This is a genomic window from Bacillus sp. FSL R5-0576 (assembly GCF_038004765.1).
In the GTDB taxonomy this organism is placed as follows: Bacteria; Bacillota; Bacilli; order Bacillales; family Bacillaceae; genus Bacillus; species Bacillus subtilis.
On the sequence record NZ_JBBORU010000001.1, the window covers coordinates 3,646,176 to 3,668,804 of the forward strand.

The 22,629-nt window shown below is 44.6% G+C and carries 23 protein-coding genes; 5 read left to right on the forward strand and 18 right to left on the reverse strand.

Features of this window, described 5'->3' with window-relative positions; translation table 11 throughout:
- Positions 1 to 4 precede the first annotated feature (4 nt).
- The 3 genes from NX903_RS18705 to rodA form a co-directional block, all read right to left on the reverse strand.
- Positions 5 to 1,006 (reverse strand): LLM class flavin-dependent oxidoreductase, encoded by a 1,002-nt coding sequence (locus tag NX903_RS18705; protein ID WP_086344459.1) that lies wholly within the window; start codon positions 1,004 to 1,006, stop codon positions 5 to 7.
- Between the two features lie 173 nt (positions 1,007 to 1,179).
- A complete protein-coding gene (nfsA, locus tag NX903_RS18710) occupies positions 1,180 to 1,929 on the reverse strand; it encodes an oxygen-insensitive NADPH nitroreductase (RefSeq protein WP_014478349.1) in 750 nt (249 codons plus the stop codon).
- A 106-nt stretch (positions 1,930 to 2,035) separates the two neighbouring features.
- A complete protein-coding gene (gene rodA, locus NX903_RS18715; RefSeq protein WP_015250943.1) occupies positions 2,036 to 3,217 on the reverse strand; it encodes a cell shape-determining peptidoglycan glycosyltransferase RodA in 1,182 nt (393 codons plus the stop codon).
- A gap of 496 nt (positions 3,218 to 3,713) precedes the next feature.
- On the opposite strand from rodA, the gene ywcE reads away from it, so the two are divergent.
- Positions 3,714 to 3,977, forward strand: a complete 264-nt coding sequence (gene ywcE / locus NX903_RS18720; protein ID WP_003227411.1) for a spore morphogenesis/germination protein YwcE — start codon at positions 3,714 to 3,716, stop codon at positions 3,975 to 3,977.
- Between the two features lie 41 nt (positions 3,978 to 4,018).
- Here ywcE and qoxD read toward each other — a convergent pair whose 3' ends face one another.
- Genes qoxD through qoxA form a run of 4 tightly spaced genes read right to left on the reverse strand, consistent with a single transcriptional unit; the run spans position 4,019 to position 7,965 of the window.
- Entirely contained in the window at positions 4,019 to 4,393 is a 375-nt protein-coding gene (gene qoxD / locus NX903_RS18725) for a cytochrome aa3 quinol oxidase subunit IV (protein ID WP_015384989.1), read from the reverse strand.
- Between the two features lies 1 nt (position 4,394).
- Entirely contained in the window at positions 4,395 to 5,009 is a 615-nt protein-coding gene (gene qoxC / locus NX903_RS18730; RefSeq protein ID WP_003227409.1) for a cytochrome aa3 quinol oxidase subunit III, read from the reverse strand.
- Between the two features lie 13 nt (positions 5,010 to 5,022).
- Positions 5,023 to 6,972 carry a cytochrome aa3 quinol oxidase subunit I gene (gene qoxB, locus NX903_RS18735; protein ID WP_003227407.1) on the reverse strand — a complete coding sequence of 650 codons (1,950 nt, stop codon included), beginning with the start codon at positions 6,970 to 6,972 and terminating at the stop codon, positions 5,023 to 5,025.
- A gap of 27 nt (positions 6,973 to 6,999) precedes the next feature.
- Positions 7,000 to 7,965, reverse strand: a complete 966-nt coding sequence (qoxA, locus tag NX903_RS18740) for a cytochrome aa3 quinol oxidase subunit II (RefSeq protein WP_010886637.1) — start codon at positions 7,963 to 7,965, stop codon at positions 7,000 to 7,002.
- 515 nt (positions 7,966 to 8,480) lie between these two features.
- Between qoxA and NX903_RS18745 the strand changes: the two genes are divergently transcribed.
- Positions 8,481 to 8,726: a GlsB/YeaQ/YmgE family stress response membrane protein gene (locus tag NX903_RS18745; protein ID WP_009968363.1), complete on the forward strand. Its 246-nt coding sequence runs from the start codon at positions 8,481 to 8,483 to the stop codon at positions 8,724 to 8,726.
- A gap of 70 nt (positions 8,727 to 8,796) precedes the next feature.
- Here the strand turns inward: NX903_RS18745 and galT are convergent, their stop codons facing one another.
- From galT to slrC, 4 genes are all read right to left on the reverse strand, one after another.
- Positions 8,797 to 10,338 (reverse strand): UDP-glucose--hexose-1-phosphate uridylyltransferase, encoded by a 1,542-nt coding sequence (gene galT, locus NX903_RS18750; RefSeq protein WP_086344460.1) that lies wholly within the window; start codon positions 10,336 to 10,338, stop codon positions 8,797 to 8,799.
- Positions 10,339 to 10,341: 3 nt separating this feature from the next.
- The gene (locus tag NX903_RS18755) at positions 10,342 to 11,514 is read right to left on the reverse strand and encodes a galactokinase (protein WP_086344461.1); all 1,173 of its coding nucleotides are present in this window, start codon (positions 11,512 to 11,514) and stop codon (positions 10,342 to 10,344) included.
- A gap of 80 nt (positions 11,515 to 11,594) precedes the next feature.
- Positions 11,595 to 11,978 (reverse strand): GtrA family protein, encoded by a 384-nt coding sequence (locus tag NX903_RS18760; protein WP_003227398.1) that lies wholly within the window; start codon positions 11,976 to 11,978, stop codon positions 11,595 to 11,597.
- Between the two features lie 17 nt (positions 11,979 to 11,995).
- Entirely contained in the window at positions 11,996 to 12,667 is a 672-nt protein-coding gene (gene slrC / locus NX903_RS18765; protein WP_014478350.1) for a transcriptional regulator SlrC, read from the reverse strand.
- A gap of 354 nt (positions 12,668 to 13,021) precedes the next feature.
- Between slrC and slrA the strand changes: the two genes are divergently transcribed.
- From slrA to NX903_RS18780, 3 genes are all read left to right on the forward strand, one after another.
- Positions 13,022 to 13,180, forward strand: a complete 159-nt coding sequence (gene slrA, locus NX903_RS18770) for a transcriptional regulator SlrA (RefSeq protein WP_003243648.1) — start codon at positions 13,022 to 13,024, stop codon at positions 13,178 to 13,180.
- 442 nt (positions 13,181 to 13,622) lie between these two features.
- Entirely contained in the window at positions 13,623 to 13,931 is a 309-nt protein-coding gene (locus NX903_RS18775; protein ID WP_086344462.1) for a DUF485 domain-containing protein, read from the forward strand.
- On the forward strand, positions 13,928 to 15,469 hold the full coding sequence (locus NX903_RS18780) for a solute symporter family protein (RefSeq protein WP_086344463.1): 1,542 nt from the start codon (positions 13,928 to 13,930) through the stop codon (positions 15,467 to 15,469). The genes NX903_RS18775 and NX903_RS18780 overlap by 4 nt, the downstream gene beginning before the upstream one ends.
- 11 nt (positions 15,470 to 15,480) lie before the next feature.
- Here NX903_RS18780 and NX903_RS18785 read toward each other — a convergent pair whose 3' ends face one another.
- The 7 genes from NX903_RS18785 to cidR all read right to left on the reverse strand — a co-directional run bounded on the left by NX903_RS18785 (position 15,481) and on the right by cidR (position 22,612).
- On the reverse strand, positions 15,481 to 16,101 hold the full coding sequence (locus NX903_RS18785; protein WP_086344464.1) for a DsbA family oxidoreductase: 621 nt from the start codon (positions 16,099 to 16,101) through the stop codon (positions 15,481 to 15,483).
- A gap of 89 nt (positions 16,102 to 16,190) precedes the next feature.
- Complete coding sequence (efeB, locus tag NX903_RS18790) at positions 16,191 to 17,441, reverse strand: iron uptake transporter deferrochelatase/peroxidase subunit (protein WP_017697028.1); 1,251 nt, start codon at positions 17,439 to 17,441, stop codon at positions 16,191 to 16,193.
- Positions 17,442 to 17,459: 18 nt separating this feature from the next.
- Entirely contained in the window at positions 17,460 to 18,617 is a 1,158-nt protein-coding gene (gene efeM, locus NX903_RS18795; protein ID WP_086344465.1) for an iron uptake system lipoprotein EfeM, read from the reverse strand.
- Complete coding sequence (gene efeU / locus NX903_RS18800) at positions 18,614 to 20,059, reverse strand: ferrous ion permease EfeU (RefSeq protein WP_086344466.1); 1,446 nt, start codon at positions 20,057 to 20,059, stop codon at positions 18,614 to 18,616. The genes efeM and efeU overlap by 4 nt, the downstream gene beginning before the upstream one ends.
- 156 nt (positions 20,060 to 20,215) lie before the next feature.
- Positions 20,216 to 20,884, reverse strand: coding sequence for a thiamine phosphate synthase (gene thiE, locus NX903_RS18805; protein ID WP_086344467.1), 669 nt, complete (start codon positions 20,882 to 20,884; stop codon positions 20,216 to 20,218).
- Positions 20,881 to 21,699 carry a hydroxyethylthiazole kinase gene (gene thiM / locus NX903_RS18810; RefSeq protein ID WP_086344468.1) on the reverse strand — a complete coding sequence of 273 codons (819 nt, stop codon included), beginning with the start codon at positions 21,697 to 21,699 and terminating at the stop codon, positions 20,881 to 20,883. The genes thiE and thiM overlap by 4 nt, the downstream gene beginning before the upstream one ends.
- A gap of 7 nt (positions 21,700 to 21,706) precedes the next feature.
- Complete coding sequence (cidR, locus tag NX903_RS18815; protein WP_015250931.1) at positions 21,707 to 22,612, reverse strand: cidABC operon transcriptional activator CidR; 906 nt, start codon at positions 22,610 to 22,612, stop codon at positions 21,707 to 21,709.
- Positions 22,613 to 22,629: the final 17 nt, after the last annotated feature.

Sequence of the window (22,629 nt, forward strand, 5' to 3'; positions counted from 1 at the left end):
AAGATCAGTCAGCAAACGCCTCCTGCAATAAGCGATACGATCGGAGCTTATCTTCAAAATGATGCGTGATGGTCACCACCATGATTTCCTCTGTTTCATACGCTTTACTCAAAGCTAGCAGCCGCTCCTTAACCTGTTCTTTCGTACCAACAATCATTCGATTTCGATTATCAGCAATTCGTCTCTGTTCATAAGAAGAATACGTATTTTTCCGAACAGCTTCATACGAAGGAACTCCCTCTAAAGGAATACCCTGCTCTCCCGCCAAAAGTGTAAAATCAAGCACAGCCCCAAGCTCCTCTGCCTTCTTCTCCGTGTCAGCACAAAGAACAAAAACAGCAACTGCCGCTCGAGGCGTATCTCCTAACACAGACGGTTTGAATCGCCTCTTATACTGTCTGACAGTACCCTCTCCGCCCTCTCCATTGATAAAATGGGCAAACATATAGCCAGCGCCAGATTCAGCTGCGAGCAGCGCGCTTTCTCCAGATGAGCCGAGCAGCCACACATCCGGAGCCGTTGAAATATGCGGCGCAGCCGTCAGATTCGGAAAACGGTGTTTATCATCCGCCAAATCATGCAAATACATGGTCAACTCCTTGATTTGCTGCGGATACTGATCAGCATTGCGCTTACCGCCGTCATTCAGCGCCCATGATGCAATCGGCATTCCCCCCGGTGCTCTGCCAAGCCCCAGGTCAATTCTTCCTGGTGTCAGCCCCTCCAGAACACGAAAGTTTTCAGCTACTTTATAAGCACTGTAATGCGGCAGCATGACTCCTCCTGATCCAACACGGATTCGCTTTGTTTTCGCTGCTATATGACTGATTAGCACCTCAGGACTGGACCCTGCCAGACGTTTTGAAAAGTGATGCTCAGAAACCCAAAATCTCTTATATCCAAGGTCCTCAGCAGCTTGGGCAAGCGCAACGGTTTGCTGTAAGGCCGTTTCTGCATTGCTGCCCTCTGATACTGGAGATTGATCTAATATACTTAATGAAACCATCCCTACCACCTCATCCTCATCGTATCACTGATCTTCTATTTTTTCTCCAAAGCCGCTCACACTGCTTATCAGTGTTCCCTATCATTCGCCATTTATTTGTGAAAGCCTGTCCCTATTTGTCGGAATATGTTACACGTGAAACATAAAAACCTCTCCAGACGGAGAGGTTTGCTTTAGTTTTTATTAAAGCCCTTTTCTTTCACGTAGTCATTTAAATACGTACGCGGCTTTTGCTTCATAAAGTTCAGTATTTGATCGGACCACGTTTCTTCCCGCTGCCCGTTTGTTCTTTCTCTATAGTAATCAGAAATGGTTTTGTCATACGTATTCATAGTATGACGGAAATCGTCTGTGTTCACATTATACGTATTCTCATGATAAACGGCCTGCTTTGGCAATCTCGGTTTTTTGCCGGAAAGGTTCGCAGGATGGCCTACTGCCAGTCCGAAAAGCGGGAGCACATGGTCAGGCGTTTGCAGCACCTCTGTCACCTTGTCCAGTTCATTCCGAATGCCGCCGATATAGCAAATGCCAAGCCCCATGGACTCAGCGGCAATGCTCATATTTTGCGCTGCCAGCGCCGCATCAATCAAGCTAACCATAAACATTTCTGTATTCTCGAGCAGCTCAGAAATATGTTCACCTTTTTCCTCAGCCAGTTGTTGATGGCGGTACAAATCCGCACAAAATACAAAAAAGTGTCCGTTCTTCTCAACGTAAGGCTGATTCCCAGCAAGCACGGACAGCTCACGTTTTTTCTCAGGATCAGAAACCCCGATAATCGAATATGCCTGCACATAGCTGGATGTAGACGCAGCCTGCGCACTTTTCACTAATGTATCAATTTCTTCAGCTGTCAAAAGCTGATCAGTAAAAGACCGGATTGACCGATGATTCAAAATGGTTTCGATTGTGTTATTCATCACAAGAACCTCCTTATCACTTTTTATCATATCCGAAAAAAAGTAATCTCAAAAGTGAAATGCTCTGCACAAAAAAAAGACAGCCTCTGTAAAGGCTGTCTGCATATTAAGAATTAAAAAGATAACTTCTGTATTTCGTCAGTTGCACACTTGCATTATATACAATCCCAAATCCGATTAACGTGGAAAGTGTCGAACTTCCCCCATAGCTGACAAACAGCAACGGAATCCCGGTAACAGGCATAATTCCAATGTTCATTCCGATATTCTGGAATGTGTGGATCACAATTAACGCCGTATAGCCAACGCAAAAGAAAGAAGCGAAACGGTTAAACGGATGTATTTTGTCTATCAGAACAACAAGCCTGTAGATTAAAAAGAAGAACATGATGACAACAATCGCACAGCCTATAAAGCCAAATGACTCACCTATTATAGAAAAGATAAAGTCAGTCGTACTCTCTGGAACATAAACCTTCAAATTAGAAATACCATTACCTAAAATACCACCAGATCCTATTGCCATGATGGCCTGGTCAACTTGCCAGCTGTCATTTGAATCTTCCTGTGTCTCATTTGAAGCAGACACCCAAGAAGTGACCCGCTTAATTTGATAATCCTGTATTCCAACTGATTTAGCAACGTCAGGAAAGTTTATCATTACTAATAAAATTAATGAAATGAGTAAGATACCTGAACCAGCTATGATCGCAATCAATTTCCAATTTATACCTGACATAAAAACCATTACAAGAACGATAAACATACATATTCCCGCAGTCCCAGCATCCTGCATCAGGATAAGACCTACAGGAATAACTGCGACACCCGCAATCTTTAATAACAAGTGGATATCATCCCTAAGCGTCCGAACTCCTTTAGGATTAGCTTTTCCAATAACTGAAGCAAGCATCATAATCAAACCAACCTTCATAAACTCTGACGGCTGTATTGTTATTCTACCGATCCTAAACCAACTTTTTGCCCCTTTAATAACAGGTGCAATAGACTCGGGACTGATTTTAAGAATAATCAAAGATAAAATACCAATGATAAAAATATATAAACTTAACTTTTCAAGCTGTTCTAAATCAAAGTACAAAAGAACTGTAATGGCAACAGCCCCCAAAAAATAAAACACAATTTGCTGAATCCAATCCGTGTTCCCATACTGCCCAAACTGACCGGCAGCATAAATTGATACTACGCTTATAATAAAAAACACACCAAATATAAAAATCAAATCCCCCTGGTAAAAGGGGCTTTGTTGTTTCTTATATCGACTCATTCTATCCCGCCTTACATTTTCATCGGAAAATCACTAATGTTTATTATACATGAACCACGTTCAAGATGACACGTGAAGCTCGCTTCCTTTTATGTTTTTTCAGCATTTGCGGCGCTTTTTCAGCTACACGAAATATGACGTATCATAAACCGAAATGTTTCGATTGACACAAAACTTTTCAAATGAAAAAAACGCCATACCAAAAGAATTTGTTAAAAAACGAATGCGATAATGTGTTATGTTCCCAAATAATGTGATACCTCATATAGAAACAGCTAAAAATTCAGAGCCCCATGCCCATACATTCTCCTAGCATATTGAACGAAAAAAATAAGACGATAGATCCAGTCCATTTCTGCAAAAACACGTATCAATTTCTGGAAAACATGGTATAATAATTGTAACAGAATGTTCAAAAAACAATCACAAAACAGACACAACTCAGTTCCTCTATTTCATTTTTGTAAACGTTATCACAAAATGAAAGGAGACGGGTATGATGGACATGTTTTTTGCTTACTTATTGGTTGCCAGCGCAACGCCTCTCTTTATTTGGCTTGATAACAAAAAAGTCGCACTCTCAGCTATTCCGCCAATCATCTTAATGTGGGTATTCTTCTTCTTTTACGCAACAGAAAGCCTTTCTCCACTAGGACACACTCTCATGATTATCTTGTTTGCCGTCAACGTCATTGTCGCTCATATCGCCGCATTTATCATTTACGGCCTTCCGTATCTTCGCAGAAAGCGAAGCAGCTGAAGACAGCAAAAAACCCTCTTCCAATGAAGAGGGTTTTTGTATTATTCGTTATGGCCTGAATGCTCTGAGTGTTCAGCGCCTCCAGGAGGATTTCCGTCCATATGGTCACCATGGTGATAGTGAGCCGCGAAAATCCAGATGGATCCAAGTACGATAACGATCGCGCCAAAGAATCCGAACAGCGTGTTTCCAACTTGGATTGTGCCGTTTTCGCTCTCTGTCATATGCATGAACATGAGAAGCTGCAGCGCCGCCTGAATGAAGGCGAAACCGAAGATAATCCAAAGTTTTGCTGATGAGCTCAGGTCAGTGTACACCGCTACCCATAGAGCCAGCAGGGTCAAAACGATAGACAGTGCAAAACCTACAATGTGTTTCCAAGGAAAGTGACTGTGTTCAGCAGATTTGTTTGCCATTTTACAGACCCCCCAATCCCATGAGATAGACACCTGTAAAGATGAAAATCCATACAACATCTAAGAAGTGCCAGTACAAGCTTGAGATAAAGATTTTAGATGAAGTTTGCGGAGTTAAGCCGCGTTTCTTCAACTGAATCAGAATTCCTGTGATCCAGAAAATCCCGATTGTTACGTGAGTTCCGTGAGTTCCAAGTAAAACAAAGAATCCAGACCAGAACGCACTTGTACTGAGAGCCGCTCCTTCATGTACATAGTGAACAAACTCGTTGATCTCGCATCCGACGAAGCCGGCACCGAGAAGAAGAGTGATAATTGTCCAAATGACTACGCCTTTTAAACTTCCGCGGCGCATTTCATGAACAGCGATCCCGCAGGTAAAGCTGCTGATCAGCAGCAAGAACGTCATAATCATTACCAGATTGACTTCAAATAGTTCGTCTGGCAAGACACCTCCAGCTGTTCTGTTTTTAAGAACGAAGAAGGTTGCAAATAGTGTTGAGAACAACACAATTTCTGCCCCTAAAAAGATCCAAAACCCGAGAATATTAAGTCTGCCGGTTTCAGATTGATATTCCATAGGCGCGTTAGAATTGCCGTGTTCTGCATGTTCCATAACTCACGCCTCCTTATTCGGAAATCTTTCTTTCCGTCTCTTTTATTTCATCAACACTAATGTAGTAGCCGTTGTCGTATTCGAATGAACGCAGAACCATGCAGAGCAGGACTCCGATCAATCCGACTACGCCCATCCAGTACCATTCAAATACCAGTCCAAAGCCAGCGAGACCGAAGGCAACAGACATAAAGAACGGTCTGCCTGAGTTGCTTGGCATATGGATTTTCTTGAATTTGCTTTCAGGGTATAATTCAGTTTTTTCTTCTTTCATATGCAGGAATGCATCTTGAGATTTGACTTCAGGAAGCACCGCAAAGTTGTAATGCGGCGGAATCGCAGAAGAAGTCGCCCAATCAAGCGTACGTCCCACACCCCATGAATCTCCGCTAATTTCACGAGTAGAGTAACGGAAGCTGTAGTAGATGTTATAGCAAAGGATTAAGAATCCTACACCCATCATGAAAGCTCCGACAGTTGAGATAAAGTTCAATGTTGTCCAGCCGTCGTTCGGTCCGTATGTGTAAATACGGCGAGGCATGCCTTGAAGCCCCAAGAAATATTGCGGGAAGAAACAAATATTGAACCCGATCATAAAGATCCAGAAGAACCATTTTCCGATTCTTTCGTTCAGCTTGTGGCCGAACATTTTTGGATACCAGAAAATAAATCCGGCGAAACAAGCAAATACAGTACCCGCGATCAGCACATAGTGGAAGTGAGATACAAGGAAGTACGTATTATGGTATTGATAATCCGCTGCTGCCATCGCAAGCATAACCCCTGTAACCCCGCCGATAACGAAGTTAGGAATGAACGCAAGCGCCCACAGCATAGGTGTTGTAAAGCTGATTCGGCCTTTATACATTGTAAAGAGCCAGTTAAAGATTTTAACCCCGGTTGGGATTGAGATTGCCATTGTCGTAATTGAGAAGAATGAGTTAACGGACGCACTGTTCCCCATTGTGAAGAAGTGGTGAGTCCAAACTAAGAAACTCAATACAGAGATGGCGATAATAGAACCAACCATCGCTTTGTAACCAAACAATTGTTTTCTTGCAAAGCTTGAGATGATTTCTGAGAAAATACCAAACGCCGGAAGAATAACGATATATACTTCAGGATGTCCCCAAATCCAGAACAAGTTAGCCCAAAGCATCGGCATACCGCCTGCTTCCAATGTGAAAAAGTGAGCGCCGAACAAACGATCAAATGATAAAAGTGCTAATGCTACTGTAAGTACAGGGAACGCAAACACGATAATAACCATTGTGATCAGTGTTGTCCATGTGAACATTGGCATACGCATTAATGTCATGCCTTTTGTTCTCATTTTTAAGATTGTTACCATAAAGTTGATCCCTGTCATCAGGGTACCGATACCGGCAATCTGAAGTCCGAGGAGGTAGTAGTTCTCACCCGGCCCAGGGCTCATGTCGTTACTTGCAAGCGGCATATAACTCGTCCAGCCTGCGTTCGGAGAACCTCCGATAACGAAAGAAATATTGAAAAGCATCGCCCCTACAAAGAACGTCCAGAAGCTCAGGTTGTTCAAGTAAGGGAACGCAACGTCGCGGGCACCGATTTGAAGAGGTACAACAACGTTGATAAGACCGATTAAGAACGGCATCGCCATGAAGATGATCATGATTGTACCGTGAGTTGTAAAAATTTCATTATAGTGGTTTGAGTCTAAAAAACTGTTATTCGGAAGCGCTAGCTGGGCACGCATCATCAGACCGTCGACACCGCCGCGGAATAACATAATTACAGCAGATATAATGTACATGATTCCGAGTTTTTTATGGTCAACAGTAGTTATCCATTCAGACCACAGCCATTTCCACTTTTTGAAGTAAGTCAGTACAAAAATAATGGCAATGGTTGAAAGCGCAATGGAAACTTGTGCGCCCAGAATTAATGGGTCACCAGTTACGAAAAATTCGTCCCATTTGAATTTCATGCAGGCTTCCTCCTTTCCTGATCAATATCATTCTTCTGTATCATCAGACTTCTTAAATTCGTTTTTCTTTACGTTTTCAAACGGATCTGTTTTAGAGTGCGGTGAAACGGCTTGATAGCCAAGGCGTTTGCGCGCCTCCATCGCGTACTCAGCGTCTTGTCCGTGATCAACGTATTTCAAGTGAGTAGAAGAGAACGTTAATTCGTCCACATTTTCAGGAAGCATCAATTCATCATACTTCTCTTTTGTCAGCTTAGGAGCCTCGTTCTGAGTCTTTTTCACCCAGCTGTTAAAGTCTTTTTCTGTAACTGCATTCACATCAAACTCTTGGTCTGCAAAATGTTCACCTGTGAAGTTCGCGTTGCGGCCTTCGTAAGTACCCACTTTGTCAGCCTGTAAGTATTGATCCATCAGCATTCCTGCCATCGCATATTTTTGCCCTCCAAGCTGAGGAATCCATAGCGAAGCCATTGAATCTGCAGATGAGATTTTGAACAAGATCGGGCGGTCGACAGGAATGTTTAAGTAGTTGACCGTTTCAATATCCTGTTCAGGGTAGCTGAATACCCATTTCCAGTCTACCGAAGTAGCATAAACAACAAGAGGCTCTTTGTCTTTTGTTGCTTCAGGAGCTTTTTCTAACGAATATATCGTCTGTACGGTTGGCACAGAAAGTGCAATGACGATTAAAATTGGGATCACTGTCCAGACTACTTCTAAAAACGTGTTACCGTGAATTTCTGGGTTATAAGATCCATTATCTTTGCCTTTACGGTCGCGGTATTTTACTAAAATAATGGTAAATAGAACAAAGACGACCCCGACGATAAACAGCATAAATCCGATAGATAACAGGATTAAATCACTTTGCTGTTCAGCTACAGGTCCTTTCGGATCTAGTACTGAAGCATTGCTGCATCCCCCAAGGACGAAAACCACAGTTAACAGCGCTAATACAAGCAACGGTTTTAATGCTCTGAACAAGAAGATCACCATCCTTCCTATTGATGTAATAAATCTGAAGTGCATACTTCCTCAAAATCTTTTCTCTACTTTGTTATGCTATCAAAAACTTCACTTATTAGCTTTATTTTTTTATAAACTTCATCCCATTTTCGCTTAAATGTCATAAAATCGACAAAAATTGCTCCAACTTTATTCACATCTATCGCTTAAGATGAAAAGTTTCTAGTTATTTCCGCATATAAAGTAAAGAAAGATGATGAAGAACTAATTCTGACAAATTAAGGTTTACCACAATAAAAAACTTAGGTCAATCAAAAATTTCATTTTGTTAAACTTTCTAGATAGGAATTATTTTTTCCTCGTCTAGCATCTTTTCACACGGTTACCATTTTAACGCATCAAATATTGAAAGAAAAGGCGCAATGAAGAGCCAATATGCTCTGAATTGTCCGTATTTTTTTATGAGAGCATCCAGTTGTTTATCTTATACAAAAAAGAGGAATGATATAAGCAAATAAATAAAAAATAGGATGTGTTGCATGATGAGTTTTCTTATTTCACTTATCGTCGCTATTATTATCGGATGGCTTGGAAGCCTGTTTGTAAAAGGAGATATGCCCGGAGGAATTATCGGGTCTATGATCGCAGGTCTTATAGGCGCCTGGATCGGACACGGGCTGCTTGGAACATGGGGGCCGCACCTAGCCGGATTTGCCATTATTCCAGCGGTAATCGGCGCAGCCATTGTTGTCTTTCTAGTAAGCCTGTTAACCAGAAAAAGAGGATAAAAGCAGCAGCACCCGAAGCGTCAGCGCTTTGGGTGTTTGTTTTGCCATAAAAATCGAAAAAGCCTCAACCCTAGCGGTTGAGGCTTTTGACTGGTTTGACGCCCAACTGGTCGATAAACCTTCTGAAGGCCTGTTTTCCTTCTGTTGTCTGTTTAAACACACCGGCGTGTTCAAGAATGCGAGCGAATACATGTCCCAGCTCTTCTTTTATGACTAGATCTGCATTCTCTTTTGTTATGGTTCTTTTTCCCATCATCCGAATAGCCCACTCACTATGTTTTGCCGTGAGCGGATTTTGTTCTAAAGCTGTTTTCGGATCAGCAGAGCATAGCGCCGCTGCCGTTTCTTTCATTTCCTCCTGTAAGCGGCCCGGCAATATCGCCAATCCCATGACCTCAATCAGGCCGATATTTTCTTTTTTAATATGGTGAACTTCCTTATGGGGATGAAATATCCCTAATGGATGCTCCTCATCCGTCCGGTTGTTCCTCAGTACGATATCGAGTTCGTACAAGCCTCCCCTGCGCCGCGCAATCGGTGTGACCGTATTATGGGGCGTATCGCCTGTATAGGCGGCAATGGCGGCTTTTTCATCGGAATACGTCTGCCACGTGCGGAAGATATGGTCAGCAGCTTCGGCGACATGACCCGGTTCGTCTCCTTGGAGCCTGAGCACAGACATCGGCCACTTCACTAAGCCCAGCGACACGCCGGGATAATCTTTTAATTCATAAACGTCTTCCGCTTCTGCACGTGCCATTGGAAAATCATGCGCGCCGCCTTGGAAATGATCATGGCTTAGGATGCTGCCGCCGACAATCGGCAGATCCGCGTTTGAACCGATAAAATAATGCGGATACTGCCCGAGAAATGACAGCAGCCTTTCAAATGTTTTTTTGCTGATCTCCATCGGTTCATGTTCACCTTTTAAGACAATGCAGTGCTCCGGATAATAGACATATGGCGAGAATTGCAGGAACCATTGTTCGTCCTCAAGGGTGACCGGAATGATTCTGTGATTTTGCCGGGCTGGATGATTCACGCTTCCCTCGAACCCGACATTTTCTTTACACAGCAAACACATCGGATAATTTGTCTGTTCCTGCTCTTTTGCAGCCGCAATCGCTTTCGGGTCCTTTTCAGGCTTTGATAGGTTAATGGTCATTTCCAGTTCGCCATATTCGGTCGGCACCGTCCAATGAACATTTTTGGCGATTCTGTCAGTCCGTATATAATAGACATCCTCTGAATATTGATAGAATTCCTTTGTCGCCTGTTTTGGGCCGTATAATGCTTTTGTCTCTTCAAATTTGCGAATGACCTCTGACGGAGCAGGTACAAAACAGCCCATCAGCTTTGCGCTGAGCAGGTCACGGTACGTATCTGTATCCGCTTCCATTCGGCCGGTTTCGGCAGCCCATTTATAGATGGGAGCGAGCAAGTCCGGCAGGCTTTGTGACTGCTTGATGCAGATGCCGGAGACCGGCTCGGGATGTGTGATGCCCAGCGCTTCATAAAGACGGTTTCTCGTATATTCCCGATCCCAGATCGAAATCAATTTTCGTTCCAGGCCATACTCAAGCAGCTGTTCCAGATGTTCAAAAATACTCATATGTCACTCCCCCTTTAGTTCTCTCGCTCCCTCTCCGATATCCGCGACATAAAAATCCGCTCGGAGCCCTGTTTTTGCTTGATATCTGTCTCCAACCTTCTGAATAAAATCATCAACGAACTCATCTTTTACAATGCTGATGGTGCATCCGCCAAAGCCTGCTCCCGTCATTCTTGATCCAATTACACCTTCGTGATCCCATGCCGCAAACACAAGCTCATCAAGTTCAGGGCATGTTACTTCATAGTCATCCTTCAATGAAAGGTGGGATTCCTTCATTAACTGCCCGATTTCATCTATATTGTTCTCTTTGAACATATGGGCCGTCTTAATAGCACGATGATTTTCGTATACAGCGTGCTTTGCCCGGCGTCTGTTCGTTTCATTTTGGATCAGGCTGGAATGCGCATCGAAATCAGAAGGCTTGATGTCGCCCAGTGCGGCAATATCGAGGCCTTTTTTCAAATCAAGCAATGCATCATTGCATTCTTGGCGTCTCGTATTATAGCTTGAGTCAGCCAATGTCCTTTTTTTGTTCGTGTTCGCGATGACCAGCGCGAGGCCTGAGACATTGAGTTTGCTATATTCATAGTCAAGCGTGTCGCAGTTCAGCAGCATCGCATGATGTTTTTTCCCCATTCCAATTGCAAATTGGTCCATAATTCCGCAATTGACGCCGATAAAATGGTTTTCCGCATGCTGCGCCATTTTCACAAGCTCAAGCGCATCTACTTCAGGATGAAAATAGCTTTGGAGCACGACCCCCATCAGCAGTTCAATAGAAGCGGAAGACGACAGCCCCGCCCCGTTTGGAATATTCCCTGAAAATACAATGTCAAAGCCATGGGGAACTTCATATCCCCTCTGTTGAAATTCATAAATAACGCCTTTTGGGTAGTTCGCCCAGTCGTCTTCTTTTTGATAGCGAATGTCGTCAAGGCTGCATTCCTTGATGCCTGCGTTTCTAAAGTTATCTGAATACATCCGGACAAGCCCGTCGTTTCTTTCTGCAACAGCAGCATATGTACCCATTGTCAGCGCGCACGGAAAGACATGCCCGCCGTTATAGTCTGTATGTTCTCCAATCAGATTCACTCTTCCAGGTGCGAAAAAAAACCGTAACCCCTCTTTTTCTCCGAATACACTTGCAAATATCCCCTTTAGCTCTTCCCGCATGTGCAATCACCTTTCTGGTTTTTATTTTTTATTCCCCTTATTTCTTCATAGAAAACGGCAGATCATATGCTGCAGTCCTCTCATACCCCTTCTTCTTTTGTTTTTTTAAAGACGAGCCATTTGCTCGCAACATAGTTGACGACAACAATGACCGCGTTGTCGAGTATTTTGGCCAAGGTTTCATTTGTATTAAACTGGCCGACAAGAATGATCATCATGCCTAAATCTATGCCGAGAGACAGGACCCGAACGCTGAAAAAAGCAGTGAGCTCTTTCAGCAGGCTCTGCAGATCATGTGTTTTTTGCTGAAACACATATAATTTATTTGTTATGTAAGCAAACAGCACGGACAAAATCCAAGCGGCAACAGTGGCGGCTTTGTAATCCACATTCATGATCTCTACCAATATATAAAAGCTGGCGATATTCACAATGGTTGTGAAAACCCCCATAATGATATACATAATTATTTCTCTATACTTCACTGATGTTCCTCGCTTTCTGAAAAACTTTTCAAAATTCTTGGCGTCTCGTGCTCTCTGTCTAAAGTAAAAAATACCGAGAGTGCGTCTAAAAAGCTGCGGAAGGTGGCTGGCTGGCCCAATACATATGATTGTTTGATGATTCCGTCGAGGACTGCACATATTATTTTAGCCGTATATTCAGGATCAATACAGGCGTCAATCAGCTTTCTCTCCTTCAGCCACTTAATATATAACACATTTTCTTCCACCCACAATTCGTACAGCCGGACATAGGCCTTGCATTTCTTTAAGACTTTATATGTCGGCATGTTCATGGCAAACGAGGTGATGTCCCACGACGGCTTATTTATGTAATAGGAATAAAGCAGTTCTGCAGCGTGTTTTGCAGCCTCGTCCAATGTCAGCGATTTCACTGACTCCCGCTCCATTTGATCAAGATACCCTATAATGATCTTTTTTTTCATCTGACGTTTTTCGAGAAGGTACAGCAGAAAATCGTCCTTGCTGACAAAATGAACATAAAATGCTCCTTTGCTGTACCCGGCGGCTCTGCTGATATCTTCTACAGAAACCGGATCATACGCTCGGTCAATCAACAAATTCACGCCAGCGTCTATAAAACTTTCAAATGTTGCTTCTCTTTTAATTTGAAATTTGTTTTTTTTCATATTTTTCTCCTGGCGGTAATGATTACCCTTATCTTACACCGGATCAATCTTTAGCGGTATTTATTTCTTTGAACGGTTATGCTATTCGGTTTCCCAGGGGTCATTTTTAATAGGCTAAATGATTTATTTTCATTTACATACTATCCAGTCAGTATTTAATTGTTTATTATTATAAATAAGGTCCATTGGTTATATTAGTAATTTTTTTAGGGAATAGGTAGGTGGTTTTTCCTTCAGTTTGTGAACACCGAGCAACTATGTGTGAAATTTGTTGTACTCGCCTCATCATCGCGCTGGCTTGTCTTTTATTGCCCGCATGTTGCAGGAAAACATTTTATACAATTGGAGGTTACTATGAAAACTCATGTTAAAAAAGATTTGGACAAAGGTTGGCATATGTTAATTCAAGAAGCTAGATCCATTGGATTAGGCATTCATGATGTGAGGCAGTTTTTAGAATCTGAGACAGCATCGAGAAAGAAAAACCACAAAAAAACCGTCCGGCAAGACTAGTCCGAACAGGCGGATCTATTTACCTCTGGCTTTTCTATCACCTGATCTGAGTTTTCACCATATCCTCTATTCAAAAGCAAATCGCTGCGCTGAGCTTGAGGACAAACGGTGTGTCAGCTAACTACGACAGACAGCCGGTGATGCGATCACCTCTTGGCACATGCATTGTCATAAAGAGGTGATGCGAACATGATAACCGTGCTCTGGTAAACAGCAGCTTTGCTGAGAACAAGCTGCATTCGGTGAGGTTTTGAAAGCAAACTCGTTTATACACGGCCGAGCTTGAAAACCTTCGCCTGTCTTTAGACCACTGTGTTCACCTCTTCACGACTCCCTTCTTTTTTCATCCTCCAGATATTGTTCAACGCATAAATCGGACTTTCAGTACATACCTATTGGTGTACCTTTTTGCTTACGTTTAGCGAATAAAAGGAGGAAAGCCATGTACAAAGCTGATTATAAACAGATTGCTGCAACGCCGTCTTTTCAAGCTTTTTTAAAGCAGAAACGCGCTTTTATTGTTCCTTCTGCGATTTTCTTTTTTGTTTTTTATTTTTCACTCCCTGTTTTGACATCTTATTTCACCTTTTTGAATGCACCGGCCATTGGAGCTGTTTCATGGGCTTGGCTGTTCGCCATCGCCCAATTCGCTATGACCTGGATACTGAGTACTGTGTATTCCCGGAGAGCCGCCCATTTCGATAAGTATGTAAGCGCTTTAAAAAAGGATCTGAAGGGTGAACAGACATGAATATGACTGCTTTTTTATTATTTTTGTCGATTGTTGGCCTGACGCTTATTATCACGTATTTTGCCGCGAAGCGGACGAAAACGACGAGTGAGTTTTATACGGCGGGCGGCGGGCTCACCGGCGTTCAGAATGGACTGGCAATTGCCGGTGACTACATGTCTGCCGCCTCGTTTCTCGGGATTGCCGGAATGATTGCGTTATATGGATTTGATGGCTTCTTTTACAGCATCGGTTTTCTGGTGGCTTATCTCGTTGTCTTGTACATCGTGGCGGAGCCGCTTCGGAATCTTGGAAAGTACACGATGGCAGACATGATTGCCGCTCGCTTTAAAGAAAAGAAAATCCGCGGTGTCGCGGCTCTCAATACCATTGCCATCTCTACTTTTTATATGATCGCCCAGCTCGTGGGAGCGGGCGCGCTGATCAAACTGCTTCTAGGGCTGGATTATACCGCGGCTGTCCTCATCGTCGGAGTGCTGATGACCATTTATGTCGTGTTTGGCGGCATGATCGCGACAAGCTGGGTTCAAATTATTAAAGCCGTTTTGCTGATGGCCGGCACACTCGTGATTTCGATTATCGTGTTTTCGAAATTCGGCTTTAGCCTTAATACCATGTTTGAACAGATGAAAACGGCTACTCCGCTGGGCGCTGATTTTTTGAACCCCGGAAATAAATACAAGGTGCCGCTTGAGACCTTGTCGTTAAACTTGGCACTCGTGCTGGGAACCGCCGGGCTTCCGCATATATTGATCCGGTTTTATACCGTTAAGGATGCCAAGACGGCCCGTACATCCGTTGTGTCAGCGACATGGGTTATCGGTGTGTTTTACATTATGACGGTATTTCTCGGCTTTGGTGCCGCGGCATTTGTCGGTTTTGACGCGATTACGGCGGCTGATCAAGCGGGAAATATGGCGGCTCCGCTTTTAGCAAAAGCGCTCGGAGGAGACTTTCTGTTCGCGTTTGTATCAGCCATCGCCTTTGCCACCATTTTGGCTGTCGTGACAGGGTTGGTGCTGTCTGCCGCCTCAGCATTTGCCCATGATATTTACAGCCAGATCATCAGAAAGGGAGAAGCAACTGAAAAAGAACAAATGAAAGCGGCCAGATGGGCTTCTGTCGCCGTGTCAGTACTCTCGATTCTCCTTGCGATTTTTGCACAATCCTTAAATGTGGCGTTCCTTGTTGCACTCGCGTTTGCGGTAGCCGCCAGCGCAAACCTTCCGCTGATTGTGTTTACAGTCTTCTGGAAACGATTCAATGCCTCAGGCGCTTTATGGGGCAGCCTGACAGGCCTGATCAGCGCGCTTGTGCTGGTGTCGATGAGCCCTAGTGTGTGGGACCCGGCCGGAGGTGCTATTTTTACCGGTGATCCGCTCATTCCGCTGTCTAATCCAGGGATTATTTCCATCCCGCTTGGCTTCCTCGGCGCGTGGCTCGGAACGGTGCTGTCGTCTGATAAAACAATTGATGAAGATACGTTTGCGGAAATACAGGTGAAGGCGCATACTGGCATCCATATGGAACAGGAGTAAAAAAGCTCTCTTTATCGAGAGCTTTTTCCTTGTCTTTTCTTCTGTTCGTCAGAAATCGCTTTTTCAAATACATCCTTGCCGGCAGCACCCGGAATTACAGTGTCACCGATAATAAAGGTTGGAACGGCTGTGATGTCAGCCTCTTCATAGGCGTGCTTCAAGGCTTGGCGCTGCACGTCCTGATATGTTCTTGTTTCCAGTGCTGATTTGAATGATGCACCGTCTAATCCTACTTCCTCGGCGAGCTTCGTCAAGATGTCAATGTCGCCGATATTTTGGCCCTCTTGGAAAAACGCCTGAAAGACACGGGTGTTGTATTCATGTCCTTTATTGTATTTCTTCGCAAAATGGAAGCCTTCAAACGCGAGGTCTGTATACGGATGGGGCGAGACGTTTGGAAAATTGATCTCGACTCCTAATTTCTCCGCCATTGGCTGAATAGATGTCTGCCACATGTACTGTTTGGAAGGATCATTGACCGGATCAAGCTGAGGAGATGGGCTTGGGCGCAGTTCAAACGGCATCCACTCGACTTCAACATCCTTTCCTTTTATCGCTTCTTCAAAAGCGGCTTTTCCAACAAAACAAAATGGGCAGACGTAATCTGAATAAACTTTAATGTGTACTGTCATGATAATCTCCTTTCGTATAAATTGATTTTAAACTGTAACAATTAAAGTTACAACTGTTTTTTAAATAAAGAAGCCGATTTAGGCTTCTTTTATGATTCCAGCAAACGCTGGGCAATATATTCTCCTTTTTTGCAGCCGCCTGGGCATGCATATAAAGCAGAACCGATTGTTTGTGTATATTCGTTTAACGCATCCTTTGCTGAAAGAGCCTTCAGCATCGGGATAAACTGATTGTCGGGATTTTTTTGAAAACTGATAAACAGAAGACCTGCATCCATATAGCCGGTTTTCGGATCAAGTCCTTCTGTGTAAGAGAAAGCTCTTCGCAAAATTTGTTTTCCCGTAGATTTCGCTAGACTGACGTGTGAATTAGACGGAATTTGATTCAGCTTCACGGGATCTGTTTCCTTTTTCTGCCCAAAAGGCGCCCCTGAGCTTTTTCTGCGGCCGAAGGTATCCTCTTGGTCCTTAAGGGAAGAGCGGTCCCATATCTCAAGGAACATTTTGATTTTCCGAAAAGCCATATAGGTGCCGCCCGTCATCCAGTCAGGTTCACCGGACTGAACCCACACGATCGAGTTCATCAAGCTGTCATCCTCCGTGCTCTGGTTGCCTGTTCCATCTTTAAACCCGAAGAGATTGCGCGGTGTTTCGCCATTTTTTCCTCCGCTTAAAAAGCCTTTGTTCACAAAGCGGACCTCACAAGTGCCGACCGCTTGATTTAGCAGGTTACGCAGCGCGTGAAACGCCACTTGCTCGTCGTCTGCACACACTTGAATGCAGATGTCCCCGCCTCCCTGCTTTTCATCCAGGTTGTCATTGGGCATCGCTGGAAGAGCGGCTAGGTGCTTCGGTTTTTTGCTTTTCAGCCCGAAGCGGTCCTTTCCGTCTTTTTCAAAAAAACCAGGCCCGAATCCAAATGTGACCGTTAAGTTGGAAGGGGATAAATCAGCAGACTCACCTGTATCCTGCGGCGGCAGATACTGATTTCTCTGCTCCGCTGACATTTTCTTGCCAGATGTCAGCATCTGTGTGAGACTTGTCCAGTTTCTAAATAACGTAATGATGTCGCTTTTGTCTTTTGCTGTTACATCCAGCGCAGCAAAATAGACATACGTTTGATGGGCAGTTGTGATTCCGGCCTGATGCTTTCCGTAAAACGGAACAATCTGCTCCTCCTCTTTTTCATCCTTTTTTGATGGCTTAGCCGCGGTCTGCACAAGCGGAGCGAGTCCGCCGAGTCCGCTGGCACCAATCGCAACGGCTGCCCCCGCCATTGCCCCCCATTTTAAAATGTCCCGTCTGTGAATTTGTTCTGGCTTTTTTTGTTCATCGCTCATGCTGTTACAAAACTCCTTTTATAGCACATTCGCAATCTTCGACATGGTTTCAGAAAGAGTCGTCAGCTTTGTGCTCAGCTCTCTGATTTGCTTTTCACTTAATTTATCATAAGACGTATAGGACTGATCATTTGTTTTGTATTTTGCCATTAAAACTTCAAATTCGCTGAACTCCGTATCCAGTTTTTCCGTCAAGTCGGAGTGATCTTTTACAAGCGCGCTTTTCACTGTTTGATAAACGGCTTCGGAGCCTTCCACATTTGCCATAAGGTCCACTAGATCAATTCGTGAGTAGCGCTCTTCTTCTCCCGTGATTTTCGAAATTCCGGCTTCGTTCAGAAGCTCCATCGCGCCTGCAACAATTTGTTCAGGTGTTAATTTCAGTGATTGAATTGAACCGTCAAGCTCTTTTACATCCTTGAGAAGCTGGTCAGCTGTTGCCTTTTCCCCGGAAATATCTTGATCCTTCCAAATGGCCTTCTCAAGCTTATGGAAGCCTGTCCATTTGTCTCCTTCTTCAACATCGTTTTCTCGAGCATCAATTTTCGGATCAAGATCTCCGAGGCTTTCAGCGATCGGTTCGATTCGCTCGTAATAAACACGCGCTTTCGCATATAACGTTTTAGATTTTTCGATATCGCCGGATTTCACAGCACTCGTAAATGCTTCAGTCGCTTTGACAAGCTGGTCACTCTGCTTTTTGACATAGCCTTTATACTCATCCGCTGCTTTTGCCAGCTGATCGCTAGCCTTTTTGCCGCTCTTCTTCGCTTCTGTCAGGTCTTCTAAGGATGCTTTCAATGACTCGGATTCTGTCTTGATTTTTGCTGTATCCGGTTTGTCTTTTTGCGCTTCTGTGTAGATTGGCTGAAGATGTTTTTCGATTTCTGTATATTCGAATGGATAGTCGCTGCGAATGTCGTTTTCAAAGGAAAGCCAGTAGCTGTTTAACTCTTTCCCCTTCTTTTCAATCTCTTTTTGGTCTCCTTTTTCCGCTGAGTCATTCAGCTTGGAAATGATGGTTTCCATTTTATTTACGGATGCGGTGATTTCTTTAGTGACCCCGCTTTTTTCAGATGAAGCTTTTTCTTTGGTTGAAGATGTGTCATTGGCTCCGCAGCCTGCGCACAGCGCAAGGATGCATCCGGCTGATACAGCGATTTTTGTGAAATTCATTTTGTCAGTTCCTTTCCGTTTGTAAAATGTTTTGCCGCTTCTGAAACAAGCGCAATCAGTAAAAAGAGTAAAATCAACATTTGCGGAATCGTGCTGTACACAGACGGATAAATTCCCAGCACCGATACAGACGGCAGCCAGCTTTCTGCATCAGACGGAAGAATGCCCGCCAGTTGAAGGCTGTGAACGCCGGTTCCGAGAAATTTCACGCACATATACAGGACAACCGCCATTGATAGAAGAAAAAACGGCTTCAATGGAATGTGCATTCCGAGCTTGATCATCAGAACACCGACGATGACGAGAACGATAAGCCCTGCGGCAGTTCCGCCGATCAGTTCAGTGAGCGGGAGCTTCCCGACAAGCCCGATGAAAAAGATGACCGTTTCGAGACCTTCTCTTACAACTGCCAGAAATGCAATGAGCGCAAAGGAAAGCAGGCTTCGTTTTTTTAGTGCCTGTGACTTCTGGATATTGATTTTTTCTCTCCATTTATCCATTGAGGCGTTTCTGTGCAGCCACACCCCGACATACAAAAGCATGACAGCGGACAGTACGCCGGTAACGCCGCCAAGCAAGAAATTGTTTTCTCCGAATACACTGGAGGAGAACAGAACCGTGACACCGATGCCGGCTGCTAAGGAAACAGCCATGCCGGCGGACGCCCCGCCCCAGATCCATGCCGAGGAGCGCGTGACCCGCGCTTTTTTTGTCATGGTTAATAGCGCTCCGATGACAAGGAGGGCCTCCATCCCTTCACGAATCGGGATCAGCGCCGCGTCCCACCAGCTGTAGCTGCTTGAAGCGATCGGCTCGAGCAATTGAATCATTTCGTCAATTTGCTTTGATACCTTTTCAGGATGGCTGCCGATCTCCGCCTTCATCAGCGCCAGATTTTCCTCCGATGTCGTATAGGCTTCTTTCGATTGGGAAACGACGTCCCCCTCTACGGCGAGCCAGGATGTAACTAAATTGTCGATTGCGGATGATGCTTCATCCAATTGTTTTTTTTCTATTAACTGCTTCGTGTCTTTCAAGCTGTGTATATAGGCTGTTAAGGACGCCCTTGATTGACCTGAGGTTGTCTTTTTCAGCACGACAGCCTGCTGATAGGTTTCTAAATGAGACGAAAGCTCTTCAAGCTGTGTTTTGAGCTTATCTGCGTCTTTATTGATAAAAGAAAGAGAAATCATTGCGATATTCGCGTCCATTTCGCTGTGAGAAGAAAGGTTTTCCTTTTTAATAGAAGGTTCTTCTTTTTTCCACTTCGCTTTGAAGGTTTCAAACGTTTGTTGTGCCGAATCCATATCCCCGTCTGTTACGGATTTGATCATTTGCTTGTTTAATTGAATTAATGCGGCGATCGGATCATCTTCCGCATGTGCCGCAGAACCGAAAACCATCAACAAGCTGAATAGAATAAGTGCCAGCCCCCGAGCCATCATGTTCCTCCTATAATTGAAAATGATTATCATTGTATAACATAATCATAGCCAGTTCCTGTCCTTTGTCAATTAAAATTTGAAGGTCTGAAAACCTTGATGGACAGCAAAAAAGCTGTCCTTTTACAGAACAGCCTTTTGAAGGAAGATGAACGATTATCTTCCTGTTTTATACGTTTGAATTTCCTCCCGAAACTTGCGTGCAGCACTCTCATGATCTTTCGCCTGACTGATAGCGCTGATCATACTGACGCCATCGGCCCCCGCTTGGATAACAGGTGCGGCATTATCTATTGTGATGCCGCCGATGCCGACAATTGGAATGCTGATGCCTTGGCGGCGGACTGCTTCAATAAGAGATACCCCTTGTACCGCTCTCGTATCTTTTTTCGTTTCAGTCGGATAGATCGGCCCAAGCCCGACATAATCCGCTCCGTCTTCTTCAGCTTGCTTCACCTCAGACATCGTATGAGCGGAAACGCCGAGAATCATATCACCTATGGCAGCTCTTACCTCTTTCGCATTTGCGTCTTCCTGGCCGATGTGGATACCGTCAGCTTTCAGCTTCAGAGCCAATTTCACATCATCATTGACAATGAACGGAACACCAGCTTCACGGCAGGCTGCCTGCACTTTTTCAGCAAATTCAATCCGGGCCTCTCCTGTCAGCGCATCCCCGCCTTTTTCACGGAACTGGTACAGGGTGGCACCGCCTTTTAACGCTTTTTGTACAACTGTAACAGGATCGGCTTTCGTATTGTTTGACCCCATAATGAAGTAAACAGATAATAACTCTTTCATCATTTCCCGAGAAATACGAGTCATGAGACAGTCACCCTTTCTATAGTCGCCCATTCTTGGACGTCTTGTTCAGTAACAGTTGAAAGCTTGTTCAACAATTCAATCTGAAAGCTTCCAGGACCTTGGTCAGCCGTCTGCTGTGCGGCAAGCTGAGCGGCGACCCCATACGAGGAAATGGCCGCAATAGCAGCAAACAATGGATTTTCTTCCACAGCGCAAAACGCACCGACAACGGAAGTCAGCAGGCAACCGGCGCCTGTCACTTTTGTCAGCAGCTTGTGGCCGTTATGAAGGGTGTATACGTGTGACTTGTCGGCTATGACATCGACTTCACCAGTTATCGCAATGACCGTGTTTAGCTTTTGTGCCGCCTGCTGAGCCAGCCGGATGATGTCGCCTCCGCCTTCACCCGCATCAACACCTTTGATCAGCCAATCGGTCACGCCGACGGTATGGGCAATTTCCGCCGCATTTCCTCTGATTGCAGCTAGGCGCACCTCACGAATGATGTCACGTGCCGATTCAGTGCGGAACGGTGTTGCTCCGGCACCGACAGGATCAAGAATGACGGGAACGCCATGTTCATTAGCTGATTTTCCCGCGATGATCATCGCTTCGACTGACTCCTTGCTCAGCGTTCCGATATTTAAAACGAGTGCACCCGCAATCTTCGCCATATCGGCGACCTCTTCTTTCGCGTATGCCATAACGGGCGATGCGCCGAGCGCGAGCAGGCCGTTTGCTGTGAAATTTGTTACGACATTGTTGGTTATGCTATGCACCAGTGGGCTATGCCGGCGGACAGCCGTAAGACATTTCGCTGCTGATTGTGCATCCATGTTTGCATCATCCTTTACTTTCTTTTTTCGGGTCCCATAAATACGATTTCGTGTGTTCGAGCCAAGCTCTGGCGGCAAACGACAAGTACCTGTCCTTTCTCCAAATAATGGCGAGGTGCCAAGGGATGACCGGATCGACAAGCGGAATGACTTTCACTTTTTCCGGGTCAAGGCCGCGGCAGATCCGTTCCGGCAAAAGCCCGATCCCAAGGTTGGCTGATACCATCTCACTAATAAAATCCCATTGTGATGTTTCATAAATGATATGGGGCCGGAACCCAGCCTTGATACATTCCGTCATAATTCGGTTGTGCAGGACAAAATCCTCCCTGAAGAAAATAAAAGGCTCGTCCTTCAACTCACGCAGCTGACATTCTTTCTCATCAGCCAGCCGGTGGGAAGGGTGAACGACAAGCATTAAGGTTTCTTTTACGATTGTAAACGAATGAAAGATATCTTCGTTTGCAGGAAGGACCACAACGCCGATATCAAGAGAGCCGTCCCCGACACCTTCTTGGACTTTTATAGAACCGTCTTCGACTAGCTGAAAGGTGACATTCGGATAGTTTTCACGGAAATCGCCGAGCACTCTCGGGAAAAACCCCGATCCAATCATCGGCGGCAGTCCAATCCGTACGTGCCCTTTCTTGACTTCCATAATATCATTTAATTCTGACGTCAGGTTTTGAAATGATTTAATGATTTCCTGCGCCTGCACATACATGCTATGGCCGGCATCAGTCAGTTCTACCTGCCTGCCGTTTCGGTAAAACAGTTCAATTCCGAGCTCTTCTTCTAAATTTTTGATCATTTTTGATATCGTCGGCTGAGAAACATAAAGGGATTGGGAAGCCTTCGTAAAACTTTTTAAACGGGCGACTTCCAAGAAATATGTTAAATGGCGGATATCCATGTGCTTCACCCTTTCTA

Excerpts from the sequence above, each read along its gene's own strand:
- qoxD (WP_015384989.1), bottom strand. The coding sequence starts at position 4,393 with ATGGCAAACAAATCTGCTGAACACAGTCACTTTCCTTGGAAACACATT.
- thiM (WP_086344468.1), bottom strand. The coding sequence starts at position 21,699 with ATGGATGCACAATCAGCAGCGAAATGTCTTACGGCTGTCCGCCGGCAT.
- NX903_RS18745 (WP_009968363.1), top strand. The coding sequence starts at position 8,481 with ATGAGTTTTCTTATTTCACTTATCGTCGCTATTATTATCGGATGGCTT.
- galT (WP_086344460.1), bottom strand. The coding sequence starts at position 10,338 with ATGAGTATTTTTGAACATCTGGAACAGCTGCTTGAGTATGGCCTGGAA.
- efeB (WP_017697028.1), bottom strand. The coding sequence starts at position 17,441 with ATGAGCGATGAACAAAAAAAGCCAGAACAAATTCACAGACGGGACATT.
- slrA (WP_003243648.1), top strand. The coding sequence starts at position 13,022 with ATGAAAACTCATGTTAAAAAAGATTTGGACAAAGGTTGGCATATGTTA.
- NX903_RS18705 (WP_086344459.1), bottom strand. The coding sequence starts at position 1,006 with ATGGTTTCATTAAGTATATTAGATCAATCTCCAGTATCAGAGGGCAGC.
- qoxC (WP_003227409.1), bottom strand. The coding sequence starts at position 5,009 with ATGGAACATGCAGAACACGGCAATTCTAACGCGCCTATGGAATATCAA.
- nfsA (WP_014478349.1), bottom strand. The coding sequence starts at position 1,929 with ATGAATAACACAATCGAAACCATTTTGAATCATCGGTCAATCCGGTCT.
- NX903_RS18780 (WP_086344463.1), top strand. The coding sequence starts at position 13,928 with ATGAATATGACTGCTTTTTTATTATTTTTGTCGATTGTTGGCCTGACG.
- NX903_RS18755 (WP_086344461.1), bottom strand. The coding sequence starts at position 11,514 with ATGCGGGAAGAGCTAAAGGGGATATTTGCAAGTGTATTCGGAGAAAAA.
- efeU (WP_086344466.1), bottom strand. The coding sequence starts at position 20,059 with ATGGCTCGGGGGCTGGCACTTATTCTATTCAGCTTGTTGATGGTTTTC.
- NX903_RS18785 (WP_086344464.1), bottom strand. The coding sequence starts at position 16,101 with ATGACAGTACACATTAAAGTTTATTCAGATTACGTCTGCCCATTTTGT.
- ywcE (WP_003227411.1), top strand. The coding sequence starts at position 3,714 with ATGATGGACATGTTTTTTGCTTACTTATTGGTTGCCAGCGCAACGCCT.
- slrC (WP_014478350.1), bottom strand. The coding sequence starts at position 12,667 with ATGAAAAAAAACAAATTTCAAATTAAAAGAGAAGCAACATTTGAAAGT.
- qoxB (WP_003227407.1), bottom strand. The coding sequence starts at position 6,972 with ATGAAATTCAAATGGGACGAATTTTTCGTAACTGGTGACCCATTAATT.
- NX903_RS18775 (WP_086344462.1), top strand. The coding sequence starts at position 13,623 with ATGTACAAAGCTGATTATAAACAGATTGCTGCAACGCCGTCTTTTCAA.
- rodA (WP_015250943.1), bottom strand. The coding sequence starts at position 3,217 with ATGAGTCGATATAAGAAACAACAAAGCCCCTTTTACCAGGGGGATTTG.
- thiE (WP_086344467.1), bottom strand. The coding sequence starts at position 20,884 with ATGACTCGTATTTCTCGGGAAATGATGAAAGAGTTATTATCTGTTTAC.
- cidR (WP_015250931.1), bottom strand. The coding sequence starts at position 22,612 with ATGGATATCCGCCATTTAACATATTTCTTGGAAGTCGCCCGTTTAAAA.
- efeM (WP_086344465.1), bottom strand. The coding sequence starts at position 18,617 with ATGAATTTCACAAAAATCGCTGTATCAGCCGGATGCATCCTTGCGCTG.
- NX903_RS18760 (WP_003227398.1), bottom strand. The coding sequence starts at position 11,978 with ATGTATATCATTATGGGGGTTTTCACAACCATTGTGAATATCGCCAGC.